This window comes from Pseudomonas sp. R37(2017) (genome assembly GCF_002113375.1).
Classification (GTDB): Bacteria; Pseudomonadota; Gammaproteobacteria; order Pseudomonadales; family Pseudomonadaceae; genus Aquipseudomonas.
Map to the genome: position 1 here is coordinate 1 of NZ_NEHO01000033.1, position 16,382 is coordinate 16,382.

Sequence of the window (16,382 nt, forward strand, 5' to 3'; positions counted from 1 at the left end):
GACCCTGCGCGGTCCCCGTGGTGGCCTGATCCTGGCCAAGGCCAACGAAGAAATCGAGAAGAAGCTCAACGCCGCGGTATTCCCCGGTGCCCAGGGCGGCCCGCTGATGCACGTGATCGCCGCCAAGGCCGTGTGCTTCAAGGAAGCGCTGGAGCCTGGCTTCAAGGCTTACCAGCAACAAGTGATCGACAACGCCCAGGCCATGGCCGGCGTGTTCGTCAAACGCGGCTACGATGTAGTGTCCGGCGGTACCGATAACCACCTGTTCCTGGTCAGCCTGATCCGTCAGGGCCTGACCGGCAAGGACGCGGATGCCGCCCTCGGTCGCGCCCACATCACAGTGAACAAGAACGCTGTCCCGAACGACCCGCAGTCGCCGTTCGTCACCTCCGGCCTGCGTATCGGCACCCCGGCGGTCACCACCCGCGGCTTCAAGGTCACCCAGTGCGTGGAACTGGCCGGCTGGATCTGCGACATCCTCGACCACCTCGGCGATGCCGATGTCGAGGCCAATGTCGCTCGCCAGGTATCGGCCCTGTGCGCTGACTTCCCGGTTTATCGCTGAGTGCGGTTTTGGAGTAAATGACTATGCAACGCTACTCGGGCTTCGGCCTCTTCAAACACTCCCTCAGCCACCATGAAAACTGGCAGCGGATGTGGCGCACACCAACGCCGAAAAAGGTTTACGACGTGGTCATCGTCGGCGGTGGCGGGCATGGTCTGGCGACCGCCTACTACCTGGCCAAGGAACACGGCATCACCAACGTGGCCGTGGTCGAGAAAGGCTGGCTGGGCGGCGGTAACACCGCGCGCAACACCACCATCGTTCGCTCCAACTACCTGTGGGACGAGTCGGCGCACCTGTACGAACATGCGATGAAGCTGTGGGAAGGCCTGTCCCAGGACCTGAACTACAACGTGATGTTCTCCCAGCGCGGCGTCTACAACCTGTGCCACACCCTGCAGGACATCCGTGATTCCGAGCGTCGGGTCAGCGCCAACCGCCTCAACGGCGTGGACGGTGAACTGCTCGATGCCAAACAGGTTGCCGACGAGATTCCGTACCTCGACTGCTCGAAGAACACTCGCTACCCGGTGATGGGCGCGACCGTCCAGCGTCGTGGCGGCGTGGCTCGTCACGATGCCGTGGCCTGGGGCTTCGCCCGTGCCGCCGACGCATTGGGCGTGGATTTGATCCAGCAGACCGAAGTGATCGGTTTCCGCAAGGAAAACGGCGTGTGCATCGGCGTTGAAACCAACAAGGGCTTCATCGGCGCCAAGCGCGTCGGTGTAGTGACCGCCGGTAACTCCGGGCACATGGCCAAGCTCGCCGGTTTCCGTCTGCCGATCGAATCCCATCCGCTGCAAGCGCTGGTGTCCGAGCCGATCAAACCGATCATCGACAGCGTGATCATGTCCAACGCCGTACACGGCTACATCAGCCAGTCCGACAAGGGCGACCTGGTGATCGGCGCCGGTATCGACGGCTACAACGGCTACGGCCAGCGTGGTTCGTACCCGGTGATCGAGCACACCATCCAGGCCATCGTCGAAATGTTCCCGATCCTGTCGCGCGTACGCATGAACCGTCAGTGGGGCGGCATCGTCGACACCACCCCGGATGCGTGCCCGATCATCTCGAAAACCCCGGTACCGAACATGTTCTTCAACTGCGGTTGGGGCACCGGCGGCTTCAAGGCCACACCTGGTTCGGGCAACGTGTTTGCCGCGAGCCTGGCCAAGGGTGAAATGCACCCGCTGGCCGCACCTTTCTCCATCGACCGCTTCCACAGCGGTGCGTTGATCGATGAACACGGCGCTGCAGCAGTCGCCCACTAACAGGAGAAATCCCCATGTTGCATATCTTCTGTCCTCACTGCGGCGAACTGCGCTCCGAAGAGGAATTCCATGCATCCGGCCAGGCGCACATCCCGCGTCCACTGGATCCGAACAGCTGCACCGACGAGGAGTGGGGCGACTACATGTTCTTCCGCGATAACCCGCGCGGCCTGCACCACGAGCTGTGGGATCACGTCGCCGGTTGCCGTCAGTACTTCAACGTCACCCGAGACACCGTGACCTACGAGATTCTCGAAACCTACAAGATCGGCAGCAAGCCACAATTCACCGACAAGACCGATAGCCCGAAAGCGGCCAGCACGGCTCTGGGAGAGAAGGTATGAGCCAGATCAATCGCCTGTCCAACGGCGGACGGATCGACCGCAACAAAGTCTTGAGCTTCACCTTCAACGGCCAGATCTACAAAGGCTTCGAAGGCGACTCCCTGGCCGCTGCACTGCTGGCCAACGGTGTCGACATCATCGGTCGCAGCTTCAAGTATTCCCGTCCGCGCGGCATCTTCGCCGCCGGTGCCGAAGAGCCGAACGCGGTGCTGCAGATCGGCGCCACCGAAGCCACGCAGATCCCGAACGTGCGCGCCACGCAACAGGCGCTGTACCAGGGCCTGGTCGCCACCAGCACCAACGGCTGGCCGAACGTGAACAACGACATGATGGGGATTCTCGGCAAGGTCGGCGGCAAGCTGATGCCGCCGGGCTTCTACTACAAAACCTTCATGTACCCGCAATCGTTCTGGATGACTTACGAGAAGTACATCCGCAAGGCTGCCGGCCTTGGTCGCTCGCCGACCGAGAACGATCCGGACACCTACGACTACATGAACCAGCACTGCGACGTATTGATCGTCGGTGCCGGCCCTGCCGGTCTGGCGGCTGCCCTGGCGGCTGCGCGCAGCGGTGCCCGGGTGATCCTCGCCGATGAACAGGAAGAGTTCGGCGGCAGCCTGCTCGATTCCCGCGAGAGCCTCGACGGCAAGCCGGCGATGGAGTGGGTGGCCAGCGTCATCGACGAACTGAAGAACACCCCGGACGTGCTGCTGTTGTCCCGTGCCACCGTCAATGGCTACCACGACCATAACTTCCTGACCATCCACGAGCGCCTGACCGATCACCTCGGCGACCGCGCGCCGATTGGCCAGGTGCGTCAGCGCATTCACCGGGTTCGTGCCAAGCGCGTGGTGCTGGCGACCGGTGCTCACGAGCGTCCACTGGTCTACGGCAACAACGACGTGCCGGGCAACATGCTCGCCGGCGCCGTTTCGACCTACGTGCGCCGTTACGGTGTGGCACCGGGCAAGAAGCTGGTGCTGTCGACCAACAACGACCACGCCTACCGCGTTGCCCTGGATTGGCTCGATGCCAGCCTGCAAGTGGTGGCCATCGCCGACGCCCGCAGCAACCCTCGCGGGGCGCTGGTGGAAGAAGCGCGCGCCAAAGGTATCCGCATCCTCACCGGCAGTGCCGTGATCGAGGCTCGTGGCAGCAAGCGCGTGACGGCTGCCCGTGTGGCCGCCATCGATGTCAAGGCGCACACCGTGACCAGCCCTGGCGAATGGCTCGAATGCGACGTGGTGGCCAGCTCCGGCGGCTACAGCCCGGTGGTTCACCTGGCTTCGCACCTGGGCGGCAAGCCGATCTGGCGTGAAGACATCCTCGGTTTCGTGCCGGGCGAAGCACCGCAGAAACGCGTGTGCGTCGGTGGCATCAACGGCGTCTACGGCCTTGGCGATTCCCTGGCCGATGGGTTTGAGGGTGGCGTGCGCGCTGCCAGCGAAGCCGGTTTCGGAGCGGTCGAAGCCAAGTTGCCAAAAGCCCTGGCACGTCTGGAAGAGCCGACCCTGGCAGTGTTCCAGGTGCCCCATGAAAAGAACACCGCACGTGCGCCGAAGCAATTCGTCGACCTGCAGAACGACGTCACCGCCGCCGCCATCGAACTGGCGACCCGCGAAGGCTTCGAGTCGGTCGAGCACGTCAAGCGCTACACCGCGCTGGGCTTCGGCACCGATCAGGGCAAGCTCGGCAACGTCAACGGCCTGGCCATCGCAGCCCGCTCGCTGAACGTGACCATCCCGCAGATGGGCACCACCATGTTCCGTCCGAACTACACGCCGGTGACTTTCGGCGCCGTGGCCGGCCGTCACTGTGGGCACATTTTCGAGCCGGTGCGCTATACCGCACTGCATCAATGGCACCTGAAAAGCGGCGCCGAGTTCGAAGACGTTGGCCAATGGAAGCGTCCGTGGTACTTCCCGAAATCCGGTGAAGACATGCATGCCGCAGTCAAGCGCGAATGCAAAGCCGTGCGCGACAGCGTCGGCCTGCTGGACGCTTCGACCCTGGGCAAGATCGACATCCAGGGCCCGGATGCGCGCGAGTTCCTCAACCGCGTCTACACCAACGCCTGGACCAAGCTCGATGTGGGCAAGGCCCGTTACGGCCTGATGTGCAAAGAAGACGGCATGGTGTTCGACGACGGCGTGACGGCTTGCCTGGCCGACAACCATTTCGTCATGACCACCACCACCGGCGGCGCGGCTCGTGTGCTGCAGTGGCTGGAGCTGTACCACCAGACCGAATGGCCGGACATGAAGGTGTACTTCACCTCTGTCACCGACCACTGGGCAACCATGACCCTGTCCGGGCCGAACAGCCGCAAGCTGCTCAGCGAAGTCACCGACATCGACCTGACCAGCGAAGCCTTCCCGTTCATGACCTGGAAAGAAGGTCTGGTCGGTGGCGTGCCGGCGCGGGTGTTCCGGATTTCGTTTACCGGTGAGCTGTCGTACGAAGTCAACGTGCAAGCCGACTACGCCATGGGCGTGCTCGAGAAAATCGTCGACGCGGGCAAGAAGTACAACCTGACCCCGTACGGCACCGAAACCATGCACGTGCTGCGGGCCGAGAAGGGCTTCATCATCGTCGGTCAGGACACTGACAGCTCGATGACCCCGGACGACCTGAACATGGGCTGGTGTGTCGGTCGCACCAAACCGTTCTCGTGGATCGGCTGGCGTGGCATGAACCGTGAAGACTGTGTGCGTGACCAGCGCAAGCAGCTGGTTGGCCTGAAGCCGATCGATCCGACCAAATGGCTGCCGGAAGGTGCGCAACTGGTGTTCAACACCAAGCAAGCCATCCCGATGACCATGGTGGGTCACGTGACTTCCAGTTACTTGCACAACTCCCTCGGCTATTCGTTTGCCATGGGCGTGGTCAAGGGCGGCCTGAACCGCATGGGTGAGCGTGTGTTTGCGCCACTGGCCGACGGCAGCGTGATCGAGGCGGAAATCGTTTCTTCGGTGTTCTTCGATCCGAAGGGTGAGCGCCAGAACGTTTAAGGCTCGGGTCCTGTGGGGTGCGGCTGCCGCCTTCGCGAGCAGGCTCGCTCCCACAGGAGATCGCGTACTCCTTGTGGGAGCGAGCCTGCTCGCGAAAGCGGCAGAACAGTCTCCACAGGGCTAACAGAATTCAGGAAAGGTGCTTTATGACCGCAGCCAATGTTTACCAACAACGCCCAACCTCCGGGGCCAAGGCCGAGTCGTCGCTGCATCACGCCGACCTCGCCAGCCTGGTGGGCAAGGGTCGCAAGAACGCCGGCGTGACCGTGCGTGAGAAAAAACTCCTCGGCCACCTGACCATCCGTGGCGATGGCCACGACGCCGCGTTCGCCGCTGGCGTGCACAAGGCCCTGGGTATCGAGTTGCCGGGTGCGCTGAGCGTCATCGTCAAAGGCGAAACCAGCCTGCAATGGATGGGGCCGGATGAATGGCTGCTGATCGTGCCGAGCGGTGAAGAACTGGCCGCCGAGCAAAAACTGCGCAAAGCGCTGGGCGATCTGCACATTGCAATCGTCAACGTCAGCGGTGGCCAGCAACTGCTCGAACTGAGCGGCCCGAAGGTGCGCCAGGTACTGATGAAATCCACCAGCTACGACGTGCACCCGAACAATTTCCCGGTGGGCAAGGCCGTCGGCACGGTGTTCGCCAAGTCGCAACTGATGATCCGTCACACCGCCGAAGACACCTGGGAACTGCTGATTCGTCGCAGCTTCTCGGATTACTGGTGGCTGTGGTTGCAGGATGCGTCGGCCGAGTACGGCCTGGCCGTGCAGGCCTGATCGCCCCTCACTCTGTAGGAGCGAGCACGCTCGCGATGGTGGCCCAAACAACGCGGGCATTCAGACTGCCAGCGTTATCGTTGACGATCATCGCGAGCTTGCTCGCTCCTACAGGTTACTTACACCTTCGGAGTTCCCCGCCATGAGCCGAGCCCCAGACACATGGATTCTGACCGCCGACTGCCCAAGCCTGCTCGGCACCGTGGACGCGGTGACCCGCTTTCTGTTCGAGCAGGGCTGCTACGTCACCGAGCACCACTCCTTCGATGACCGGCTCTCGGGCCGTTTCTTCATTCGCGTGGAATTCCGCCAGCCCGATGGCTTCGACGAACAGTCGTTCCGCGCGGGCCTGGTCGAACGTGGCGAAGCGTTTGGCATGATCTTCGAACTGACCGCCCCGAACTATCGGCCGAAAGTGGTGATCATGGTGTCCAAGGCCGATCACTGCCTCAACGACTTGCTCTACCGCCAGCGCATCGGCCAGTTGTCGATGGACGTGGCCGCCGTGGTCTCCAACCACCCGGACCTCAAGCCGCTGGCCGACTGGCACCAGATTCCGTACTACCACTTCCCGCTGGACCCGAACGACAAACCGTCGCAAGAGCGTCAGGTGTGGCAGGTCATCGAGGAGTCCGGTGCCGAACTGGTGATCCTTGCGCGCTACATGCAAGTGCTGTCGCCGGAGCTGTGCCGCAAGCTCGATGGCAGGGCGATCAATATCCATCACTCCCTGCTGCCCGGTTTCAAGGGCGCCAAGCCTTATCACCAGGCCTACAACAAGGGCGTGAAACTGGTCGGCGCCACGGCGCATTACATCAATAACGATCTCGACGAAGGCCCGATCATTGCCCAGGGTGTCGAGGCTGTGGACCACAGTCACTATCCCGAGGACTTGATCGCCAAGGGGCGGGATATCGAAGGGCTGACCCTGGCGCGGGCGGTGGGGTATCACATCGAACGCCGAGTGTTTTTGAACGCGAACAGAACAGTTGTTCTCTAGATCGCTTTCGCGAGCAGGCTCGCTCCCACGAGGGATTTGTGTCAGCACACAAATCTTGTTCACACCAAAGATCCACTGTGGGAGCGAGCCTGCTCGCGAAGCGGCCCTGACAAGCAACACAAGAGACACAGGCAATAACCCGAGCATTTAACGCGCTGCCTGCCTGGGCAACGCGGTTCCATAAAAACAACAGCGAGGTGAAAGCATGTCTGGCAATCGTGGAGTGGTGTATCTCGGCTCTGGCAAGGTCGAAGTGCAGAAGATTGACTATCCGAAAATGCAGGACCCGCGCGGCAGGAAGATCGAGCACGGTGTCATCCTGCGTGTGGTATCCACCAATATCTGTGGTTCCGACCAGCACATGGTGCGCGGTCGTACCACTGCCCAGGTCGGCCTGGTTCTGGGTCACGAGATCACCGGTGAAGTGATCGAGAAGGGCAGCGATGTCGAAAACCTGAAAATCGGCGACCTGGTGTCCGTACCGTTCAACGTGGCTTGCGGGCGCTGCCGCTCCTGCAAGGAGCAACACACCGGCGTGTGCCTGACCGTCAACCCGGCCCGTGCCGGCGGCGCTTACGGTTACGTCGACATGGGCGACTGGACCGGTGGCCAGGCCGAGTACGTGCTGGTGCCGTACGCCGACTTCAACCTGCTGAAACTGCCGGACCGCGACAAGGCCATGGAGAAAATCCGTGACCTGACCTGCCTCTCCGACATCCTGCCAACCGGTTACCACGGTGCCGTGACGGCCGGCGTTGGCCCAGGCAGCACCGTGTACATCGCCGGTGCCGGCCCGGTCGGCCTGGCTGCCGCCGCGTCGGCGCGCCTGTTGGGTGCGGCCGTGGTCATCGTCGGTGATGTCAACACCATCCGCCTGGCACACGCCAAGGCCCAGGGTTTTGAAATCGTCGACCTGTCGAAAGACGCGCCACTGCACGAACAGATCGCAGCACTGCTCGGTGAGCCTGAAGTCGATTGCGCCATCGACTGCGTCGGCTTCGAAGCCCGTGGCCATGGCCATGACGGCGTAAAACACGAAGCCCCGGCCACCGTGCTCAACTCGCTGATGGGCGTGGTGCGCGTGGCAGGCAAGATCGGCATTCCCGGCCTCTACGTGACCGAGGACCCGGGTGCTGTGGACGCCGCCGCGAAATTGGGCAGCCTGAGCATCCGCTTCGGTCTGGGCTGGGCCAAGTCCCACAGCTTCCACACCGGTCAGACCCCGGTCATGAAGTACAACCGCGCGCTCATGCAAGCGATCATGTGGGACCGCATCAACATCGCCGAAGTGGTGGGCGTGCAGGTGATCAGCCTGGACCAGGCGCCGCAGGGTTATGGCGAGTTCGATGCCGGCGTGCCGAAGAAGTTTGTGATCGATCCGCACAAGATGTTCAGCGCGGCGTAAGTCTTCAGCCCAAACAAAACGGCGACCTTCGGGTCGCCGTTTTGTTTGATGTCGCTTTTCTCAACGGGCCGCCAACGACCCTTGATACTACAAAGGGGGCACACTTTTTCGACGGACTGTCGGAAGGGGGGCTGCCGGCCGGGAACAAAGCCTCGGGGGTGTAAGTCCAACGCACAGTTTTTTCGAGGATGTCTGAATGAAAGTTTCACGCGGTTTTGCCCTGGCATCGCTCTTGACCCTGGCGGTCAGCCCGGCCTTTGCACAGTTCAACCTGAGCGATGCGGCCAATGCGATTGCAGGCATGCAGGGCGGTGACGCGGCCGGGACTGCCGCACCAGCGCCGCAGGCAGCCGACCTGCTGAGCACGCTGAGCCAATTGAACATCACCCCACAGCAAGCCATCGGCGGTGCCGGGGCGATGCTGGGTCTGGCGAAGAACCAGTTGAGCTCGACCGATTACTCGGAACTGGCCAAAAGCGTGCCAGGCATCGAAATGCTGTCGGGCGGCGGCGAGTTGGGCGCGCTGGCCGGCCTGCTCGGTTCCAGCGGCACAGCGGCAGGGCTGGATAACGCACTTGGCAACGTCAAGAACACCAATGACCTGAACAACGCCTTCAGCGCCCTGGGCATGGACAGCGGCATGATCGGCCTGTTTACCCCGGTGCTCCTGCAATACCTCGGTCAACAGGGCGTCGGCAGTCCGCTGCTGAGCAGCCTGGGTAGTATCTGGGGCGCTGGCGCCGGTAGCTGATTCAGCGAGACTCGGCGCGCAAGGCGTCGATGCGCCGATCCTTTTCGATCCAGAGCTGGTTGACCCAGTTCTGGATTTTTTCGCGAAACAGCGGATCGTTTTCGTAATCGCCCTGCCACAGCGCCGGGTCGAGTTCGCGGGTCTTTATGTCAACGATGACCCTTGGCACATTGCCGCTGATCAAGTCCCAGAACCCCGGAATCTTCTGCTGCGGGTAAACCACTGTCACATCGAGAATGGCATCCAGCTGTTCGCCCATCGCTGACAGCACAAAGGCCACTCCGCCGGCCTTGGGCTTGAGCAGGTGAGTGAAGGGCGACTGTTGTTGGGCGCTTTTCGCTGCGGTGAAACGCGTACCTTCCAGATAGTTGACCACCGTCACCGGCTGGCGCTTGAACAGCTCGCAGGCTTGTCTGGTGATCTCCAGATCCTTGCCCGCCAGTTCCGGGTGCCTGGCCAGGAACGCCTTGCTGTAGCGCTTCATGAACGGGTAATCCAGCGCCCACCACGCCAGGCCGAGGAAAGGCACCCAGATCAGCTCTTTCTTGAGGAAAAACTTGAAGAACGGCGTACGCCGGTTCAGCGTCTGGATCAGCGCCGGGATGTCGACCCAGGATTGATGGTTGCTGATCACCAGGTACGAGGTATCGCGGCGCAGATCGTCACCGCCACGGATGTCCCATCGGGTGGGAATGCACAGGCGGAAAATCAGCTTGTCGAATTCCGACCAGGTCTCGGCGATCCACATCACCGCCCATGAGGCGTAATCGCGAAAGCGGCCGGGCAGGACCAGTTTGAGCAGGGCAAACACCATCAACGGCCCGATCAGGACCAGAGTGTTGAGCAAAAGCAGCAGGGTCACGAAACAGCCGGTGAGCAGGCGGCACATAAGTCACTCGTGGAAGCGGTTGAGCGCGCCATGATAAGCAGCTTCGGGCGGCAGGCCAAATCGCTGGTGACGAATGTTTCACCTTCGGGGCGCTATGCTCAGACGAAATCGGACCGGCCATAGTGTTGCGGTGTCTGATCTGGCGTCTTCGCGGGCGAGCCCGCTCCCACAGGGTTTTGAGTCGTTCATAAAACTGAAGCACGCCTGAGTCCACTGTGGGGGCGGGCTTGCCCGCGAAGCGATCTGAAGAGCGAACGAATCATTTACGGGCTGTCTAAAACCCCGCGATCGACGCCAAAATTTCCAAGGAAGCCCATCACGTGAAATCCCTCCTTGCAGTGCTCTCCCTCATCGCTTTGCCGGTCATGGCCGCCGAGCCGACCCTGTACGGGCGTTACGAATACATCGCGCTGCCGGAAATCGGCGGGCAAGTCCTCAAGGCCAAGATGGACACCGGTGCCCTGACCGCATCGCTGTCGGCCAGGGACATCGAAACCTTCAAGCGCGACGGTGAAGACTGGGTGCGCTTCCGCCTCGGCACCAAGGATGCGAGCAACCAGGTCTACGAACACAAGATCGCGCGCATCAGCAAGATCAAGACCCGTTCCGAAGAGGACGAAGATGACAACGAAGTCGCCGCGCCCACCAAGCGCCCGGTGGTTGATCTGGAACTGTGCCTGGGCAACGTCAAGCGCACGGTCGAGGTCAACCTCACCGACCGCAGCAGCTTCAACTACCCGTTGCTGATTGGCGCCAAGGCATTGCGTGAGTTTGGCGCGGCGGTGAACCCGGCTCGGCGGTTTACGGCCGACAAGCCGGATTGCTGATTGACGGGGGCTGAGGCTTGGGCCGCGTTCGCCCAAAGAGGAAGCGGCCATTGCCGACACACTGATTGTTGCCCTGCAAGACGAGAAGCTCGCCCATGCATGAGCCTGTTCATGGACTATCGATTCTAATAGTCCTGATGAATGGCAAGGCGGCACCGCGGAGCGTTCATCTAGCCTTGGTCGATCAGCGTAGAGGGCCCAGGAATGGAAACCGCCACTGCCGTACACCGACATACACCCCAACTTTCCCTGATCGACCCTCGTGGCCTCGCGGTAGCTACTGTGGTTTATCACCAGACCCCCGATTCCGTGACTCGTCCCGCCCCGCGGACTACCCGGCAGATTTATTCCGTGTCCGGGCACTTGGTGGCGAACCAGGACCCGCGCCTGAGCACAGGGGGCATTGGCGTGGATGCGGTCACCCGTGTGAACAGCTTGTCCGGGGCAGTGTTGTTGGCCTGCAGTGTTGATGCGGGTTGGCGCCTTTCCTTGCAGGACGAGACGGGCCAAGCGCGCCAACAGTGGGATGGCATGGGGAGTACGTCCTGTTTTGAGTTTGACGGGCTGGGGCGGCCCTTGAGCATTGAACAATCGACTGCTCACGGCCCGACGCTGTGCGTTGAGCGTTTTTACTATGGATCGTGCGAGCCTGAGTTCAGTCAGCGAAATCATTGCGGCCAACTGATTCGTCATGCGGATACGGCGGGGGTTCATGCCGTGGCTCACTTTGGTCTGCAAGGAGCACCGCTTGAAGAGTCCCGTCGCTTTCTAACCGAATTCGAACACGCCGGCTGGCCCGCTAGCGAGGATGAGCAGGATGCCCTGCTTGAAGCGGACGCCGATAAAATCTACACCACTCGGTGGCAGTACAGCGTACTGGGGGAGTCTCTTCTGCAGATTGACGCCGCCGGGCACGCCCGGCGTTATCGATACGATTTGGCCGGTCAGTTGGAGGCTGCCTGGCTGGGGGTAGCCGACAAGGATGAACGCCTGCTGGTGAGCGATCAGAAGTACAACGCCTCTGGCAAGATAGAGCAGGAGAAGGCAGGAAACGGCGTCATGAGCAGGTGGACCTATGATCCGGCTGACGACCGTATGCGGCAATTGTCGGCCCGCAAAGGTGAACGAATTCTGCAAGACCTGCGGTACGACTATGATCCGGTGGGCAATGTCATTGCCATGGAAGATCAGTCCCAGCCCGTCATCTGGTTTGCCAACCAGCGCGTTGATCCGATCAACCGTTACTGCTACGACTCCCTTTATCAACTGATCAGCGCCACCGGCCGAGAAGTGGCATCCGTGGTCAATGGTCCTGGGTTGCCAGGATTGATTTCGCCCGTGGATCCCAGTCGACTGCAGAACTACCAGCAAACGTGGAGCTATGACGCAGGCGGCAACAGGATCGAACAACGTCATAGCGATAGACCAAGCCATTTCATGGACATTGCGCCTGACAGCAATCGTGGGCTGGCTCGAGTCGAGGGCAAGGAACCGGATTTTGGCGCGAGCTTCGACAGCAACGGAAATCTCAAGGTACTGGTTCCAGGCCAACGGATGAACTGGACGGCACGCAACCAACTGGCGGAAGTGATCCTGGTTCATCGGCCAGGTGCCGAGAGCGACAGCGAACGATATGTCTATGACGGTGCGGGCTTGCGGGTGCGCAAACTGCGCACTTTGCTCGCGGCAAATGTGACCCGAAAGGTGCAGGTACGGTATTTGCCCGGTCTGGAAATTCGCACCGAAGGGGCAGGTACCGATGATGAAGTGTTGCATGTCATCACGACGCAGGCCGGACGCAGTTCTGTTCGGCTATTGCATTGGAAAGAGGGCCGGCCCGCTGAAATCTCAAAAGATCAACTTCGCTATAGTCTCGATGATCTATTGGGTAGTAGTGCGTTGGAACTGGATGAAGAGGCTGACTTGATCAGCTATGAAGGGTATTACCCTTATGGAGGGACTGCCTGGTGGATGGGGCGCTCGCAGATAGAGGTTAACTATAAGTTCGTGCGTTATTCGGGTAAGGAGTTGGATGCGACTGGGCTTTATTATTATGGTTTTCGCTATTATGCGCCTTGGTTAGGGCGGTGGATTAATCCTGATCCGGCGTGGGGCGTTGATGGGTTGAATTTTTACAAAATGGTGCGTAATAACCCGATCGTCCTTCGAGATGACTTTGGCTTATATAGTGGTGTTGGTGATATAGATGAAATTGCCGTAGAGCAAGTTCTCGGCTACAGGATTCTTGGTCGTGGTCGCGCGCAGCAAGCACCATCAACAAACCTACTCCTTGATCGAGGGCTGGATGCAGCTCAGCGCTTACTTAATCAAACCATTGTTGAGTTAGAAAGTGGCTCAGCGATGGATACCAGGCTGGATGACGTATACGGGAAAGGAATAGGTGTTGGCTTCAAGCCGGCATTGATTAATTGGTACAAGAAACTCAAGAATGAGTTTGTGTCATACATTTCTGGGAGTAATAGAGATCAATTTGTGTTTTTGAATTCTGCCCAGAATAAAAGTTCAACGCTAGCTTTTGTGTTTCCTCAAGATAAATACAAGCGCGTTTTTTTAACGGCTAAGGCAGTTCAAGACGAAAAAAAGACACTTGGTTTGGCTATGACGCTTATTCATGAGGTTTCACATTTGGCGCTTAATACACATGACTTTTACTATTACTCAGAGGCGGCATTGTCAAAGGAGGATTATCACAGTTTGTTGGATGGGTTAAAGTACGAGGCCGAAGTTGCCAGCAAAGGTTTGGAAGGAAGTCCAGCAGATATTGTAAGAAAACTGACAGCGCTCGTCACGGATAAAAAGATTAGTGATCGAGAGCTGATTGGCATTTTTGGCACAGCAAATTTATCAGCACTAACCCGTGGTATTGAAACGGATCCACAGTTCCGATCCAGAGCCCTGTTCTACAATGCGGATTCCTTTTCGATGACAGCGATGCTTGTTGGCGGGGGAGCGCTCAGGAATTTGTTTAGACGCAATAGTAGCCCGATGCCCGAGCCTGAACCGGATTATTGATCCTTGTGGCCAGCTCGGGTCTGGGATTCTGTTTTCTACTGACTGGAAATCAACCCGACGGCCGGGTCTCAAGCATCGAAGACCGCTGGCTCACCTCAAAATACCATGCGGCGAGTTGCGGATTCACCGTGCGCCAATCCAGATCCGGATGGCGCAGGTCCAGGTAACCCAGCGCACAGGCCACGCTGATCGCGGCCACGTCGAAGTGGCAGGTCAGCTCGGCAATCGCGTCCTTTTCCAGCAATGCCAGGGTGCGACGGATCTTGTCGCGCTGGCCGTCGAGCCATTCGTCCCAGTGTTTTTCCGGGGCGCGCAGGGCGGTTTCGTAGCGCACCAGCACGGCCGCGTCCATGATCCCGTCGGCCAGCGAAGCCAGGGTCAGGCGCCGCCAGCGGGCCGAGCCTTCGCGGGGGATCAGCGGGTTGCCGACGTGCTGCTGGTCGAGGTAATCGAGGATCACCCGGCTGTCGTGGATGATGTTGCCATCGGCCAGGCGCAGCGCCGGGATCTTACCCAGGGGATTGTCTTCGATCAGCGTGAGGTCCGGGTTGACCGGGGTGAGCACGCTGGTCTGCAACGCCACGCGGTCCTGTTGACCGGTTTCGTGCAGCAGCACCATGACTTTGCGAACGAAGGGAGAGAGCGGGTTGTGGTACAGGGTCATGCTCGGGGCGGACATGGCAGCGTCTCGATCGGTGGCAGTGTCGGGCAGCATAGCGTGTTGATGTGTGAGCTCAAGATGGAAAACACCCCTGTAGGAGCGAGCATGCTCGCGATGGCGGCTTACCATTCAACATCAATGTTGGCTGACAAACCGTTATCGCGAGCATGCTCGCTCCTACAGATTTTTGTGTTTCAGCTGGCGGGTTGCAGCGTTTGCTCAGCGGCAGGCCCCGAAACAGTCTGCGGCTTGAGCTCACGAGCCACGGTCCAGACGATGAACGCAGCGACGATGTCGAAAATCGCCAGCATCACGAACAGCGGGCTGTAGCCGATCCTGGTCACCATCACGCCAAACAACAGGGTGAACGCGGCTGCGCCCAGGTAACCGAACATGCCGCCCATGCCGGTGGCGGTGGCCACTTCGTTTTTGCCGAACGAGTCAGAGGTGATCGCATACAGCGCGCCGGACAGCGTCTGGTGTGCGAAGCCGCCGATGCACAGCAGCGCGATGGCCGTGTACGGGCTGGCGACCAGGCCGATGCAGGCCGGGCCGATCATGCACGAGGCGCCGAACAGCAGGACCATCTTGCGCGAGGTGAACAGCGATACGTTGCAGTACTTGTGGAAGAACGGGCTCAGGTAACCGCCGAGCACGCAGCCGAGGTCGGCGGCCAGGAACGGCAGCCAGGCGAACATTGCGATTTCCTTGATGTTCATGTGCCGTTCGGTCATCAGGTACAGCGGAATCCATGCGTTGAAGGTCTGCCACGCCGGTTCCGAGAGCATCCGCGCACTGGCGATGGCGTAGAAGTTGCGACTGCCGATGATCTTTTTCCAGCTGCCTTTTTTTGTGGCCGGGTCTTTGAAGTGCGCTTCCTGACCGCTGAGGATGTAGTCGCGTTCTTCGTCGCTCAGGCGCTTCTGGTCCCGCGGGTGCTTGTAGAGGACCATCCACAGGAAAGTCCAGGCCACGCCCAGGCCGCCCACGATCAGGAACGCCAGTTCCCAGCCGCTGTGCAGAATCGCCCAGACCACCAGTGGCGGCGCCAGTACGGCACCAATCGACGAACCGATGTTGAACCAGCCGATGGCCACCGAGCGCTCTTTGGCCGGGAACCATTCAGTCGAGGTTTTGACCGCCGCCGGTAACCCCGCCGCTTCGGTCAGGCCAAGCAGGCCGCGGACAAAGGCCAGGCCCTGCCAACCGGTCGCCAGGGCTGCCAGCGCGCAGGCAATCGACCAGGCAAAGGCGAAAATGGCGAAGCCCATTTTGGTGCCGATGGCATCGATGATGTAGCCGGCCACCGGTTGCATCAGCGCATAGCACACCTGCCACGCGACCACGATGTGCGAGTACTGCTCGGTGGAGATGTTCATTTCGCTCATCAGGGTCGGAGCGGCCACTGACAGGGTATTGCGAGCCAGGTAGTTGACCATCAGGCCGGCCGTCACCAGGCCGACCATCCACCAGCGGATGCCTTTGACTTTCATCACTTCACCATAATTTTTTGGATTTATTTTTGGTGCCGCATTTGTTGTAAGTTGTCGTACAACATGCGCCTTTATAGGAGCGCAAGGGTAAAACTGTCAACAGATATGTCAGAGGATTTGCAGGGGGAGGCGACGGATGGGAGGGGGTGTCATCGTATGACCTGTAGGAGCGAGCATGCTCGCGATGGTCGTCAACGATGATGTTGGAAGACTGACACCCCGAGGCGTTCTCGGGTGCATCGCGAGCATGCTCGCTCCTACATCTATGGTTACCCCCTTTTCTGCAATACTGTTTTTGATGTTGTGTTTGGCTTGCTTTCATCTATCCGGCGTCTGAGTGGGGGTGT

General features: G+C 60.2%; 12 protein-coding genes and 1 pseudogene. 10 read left to right on the forward strand and 3 right to left on the reverse strand.

From position 1 onward, the window contains the following. From glyA to CAG47_RS27220, 8 genes and pseudogenes are all read left to right on the forward strand, one after another. Nucleotides 1–565: pseudogene (glyA, locus tag CAG47_RS27185) on the forward strand (serine hydroxymethyltransferase); the annotation flags it as partial. A 23-nt stretch (nucleotides 566–588) separates the two neighbouring features. After that, entirely contained in the window at nucleotides 589–1,839 is a 1,251-nt protein-coding gene (locus tag CAG47_RS27190; protein ID WP_085716465.1) for a sarcosine oxidase subunit beta, read from the forward strand. A gap of 14 nt (nucleotides 1,840–1,853) precedes the next feature. Then, nucleotides 1,854–2,183 (forward strand): sarcosine oxidase subunit delta, encoded by a 330-nt coding sequence (locus CAG47_RS27195; RefSeq protein WP_085729375.1) that lies wholly within the window; start codon nucleotides 1,854–1,856, stop codon nucleotides 2,181–2,183. Continuing rightward, nucleotides 2,180–5,197 carry a sarcosine oxidase subunit alpha gene (locus CAG47_RS27200; protein ID WP_085729376.1) on the forward strand — a complete coding sequence of 1,006 codons (3,018 nt, stop codon included), beginning with the start codon at nucleotides 2,180–2,182 and terminating at the stop codon, nucleotides 5,195–5,197. Before CAG47_RS27195 ends, CAG47_RS27200 begins: the two co-directional genes overlap by 4 nt. Before the next feature lie 146 nt (nucleotides 5,198–5,343). Beyond that, entirely contained in the window at nucleotides 5,344–5,976 is a 633-nt protein-coding gene (locus CAG47_RS27205) for a sarcosine oxidase subunit gamma (protein ID WP_085729377.1), read from the forward strand. Nucleotides 5,977–6,118: 142 nt separating this feature from the next. Continuing rightward, a complete protein-coding gene (gene purU, locus CAG47_RS27210) occupies nucleotides 6,119–6,976 on the forward strand; it encodes a formyltetrahydrofolate deformylase (RefSeq protein WP_085729378.1) in 858 nt (285 codons plus the stop codon). 205 nt (nucleotides 6,977–7,181) lie between these two features. Beyond that, complete coding sequence (gene fdhA / locus CAG47_RS27215) at nucleotides 7,182–8,381, forward strand: formaldehyde dehydrogenase, glutathione-independent (protein WP_085729379.1); 1,200 nt, start codon at nucleotides 7,182–7,184, stop codon at nucleotides 8,379–8,381. Nucleotides 8,382–8,577: 196 nt separating this feature from the next. Further along, nucleotides 8,578–9,132, forward strand: coding sequence for a DUF2780 domain-containing protein (locus CAG47_RS27220; protein WP_085729380.1), 555 nt, complete (start codon nucleotides 8,578–8,580; stop codon nucleotides 9,130–9,132). Nucleotide 9,133: 1 nt separating this feature from the next. Here the strand turns inward: CAG47_RS27220 and CAG47_RS27225 are convergent, their stop codons facing one another. Further along, nucleotides 9,134–10,021 (reverse strand): acyltransferase, encoded by an 888-nt coding sequence (locus CAG47_RS27225; RefSeq protein WP_085729381.1) that lies wholly within the window; start codon nucleotides 10,019–10,021, stop codon nucleotides 9,134–9,136. Between the two features lie 320 nt (nucleotides 10,022–10,341). Between CAG47_RS27225 and CAG47_RS27230 the strand changes: the two genes are divergently transcribed. Further along, nucleotides 10,342–10,848, forward strand: a complete 507-nt coding sequence (locus CAG47_RS27230; protein ID WP_085729382.1) for an ATP-dependent zinc protease — start codon at nucleotides 10,342–10,344, stop codon at nucleotides 10,846–10,848. A gap of 408 nt (nucleotides 10,849–11,256) precedes the next feature. Next, nucleotides 11,257–13,881, forward strand: coding sequence for an RHS repeat domain-containing protein (locus tag CAG47_RS27235; RefSeq protein ID WP_256577574.1), 2,625 nt, complete (start codon nucleotides 11,257–11,259; stop codon nucleotides 13,879–13,881). A gap of 49 nt (nucleotides 13,882–13,930) precedes the next feature. Here the strand turns inward: CAG47_RS27235 and CAG47_RS27240 are convergent, their stop codons facing one another. Together CAG47_RS27240 and CAG47_RS27245 are read right to left on the reverse strand one after the other, a co-directional pair. Continuing rightward, entirely contained in the window at nucleotides 13,931–14,560 is a 630-nt protein-coding gene (locus tag CAG47_RS27240) for a glutathione S-transferase (RefSeq protein ID WP_177409081.1), read from the reverse strand. 176 nt (nucleotides 14,561–14,736) lie between these two features. Further along, nucleotides 14,737–16,035: an MFS transporter gene (locus CAG47_RS27245; RefSeq protein ID WP_085729385.1), complete on the reverse strand. Its 1,299-nt coding sequence runs from the start codon at nucleotides 16,033–16,035 to the stop codon at nucleotides 14,737–14,739. Nucleotides 16,036–16,382 lie beyond the last annotated feature (347 nt).

Bases quoted from the DNA above. Each gene is read 5' to 3' on its own strand.
- CAG47_RS27190 (WP_085716465.1), top strand. From the start codon at position 589: ATGCAACGCTACTCGGGCTTCGGCCTCTTCAAACACTCCCTCAGCCAC.
- CAG47_RS27195 (WP_085729375.1), top strand. From the start codon at position 1,854: ATGTTGCATATCTTCTGTCCTCACTGCGGCGAACTGCGCTCCGAAGAG.
- CAG47_RS27200 (WP_085729376.1), top strand. From the start codon at position 2,180: ATGAGCCAGATCAATCGCCTGTCCAACGGCGGACGGATCGACCGCAAC.
- CAG47_RS27205 (WP_085729377.1), top strand. From the start codon at position 5,344: ATGACCGCAGCCAATGTTTACCAACAACGCCCAACCTCCGGGGCCAAG.
- purU (WP_085729378.1), top strand. From the start codon at position 6,119: ATGAGCCGAGCCCCAGACACATGGATTCTGACCGCCGACTGCCCAAGC.
- fdhA (WP_085729379.1), top strand. From the start codon at position 7,182: ATGTCTGGCAATCGTGGAGTGGTGTATCTCGGCTCTGGCAAGGTCGAA.
- CAG47_RS27220 (WP_085729380.1), top strand. From the start codon at position 8,578: ATGAAAGTTTCACGCGGTTTTGCCCTGGCATCGCTCTTGACCCTGGCG.
- CAG47_RS27225 (WP_085729381.1), bottom strand. From the start codon at position 10,021: ATGTGCCGCCTGCTCACCGGCTGTTTCGTGACCCTGCTGCTTTTGCTC.
- CAG47_RS27240 (WP_177409081.1), bottom strand. From the start codon at position 14,560: ATGTCCGCCCCGAGCATGACCCTGTACCACAACCCGCTCTCTCCCTTC.
- CAG47_RS27245 (WP_085729385.1), bottom strand. From the start codon at position 16,035: ATGAAAGTCAAAGGCATCCGCTGGTGGATGGTCGGCCTGGTGACGGCC.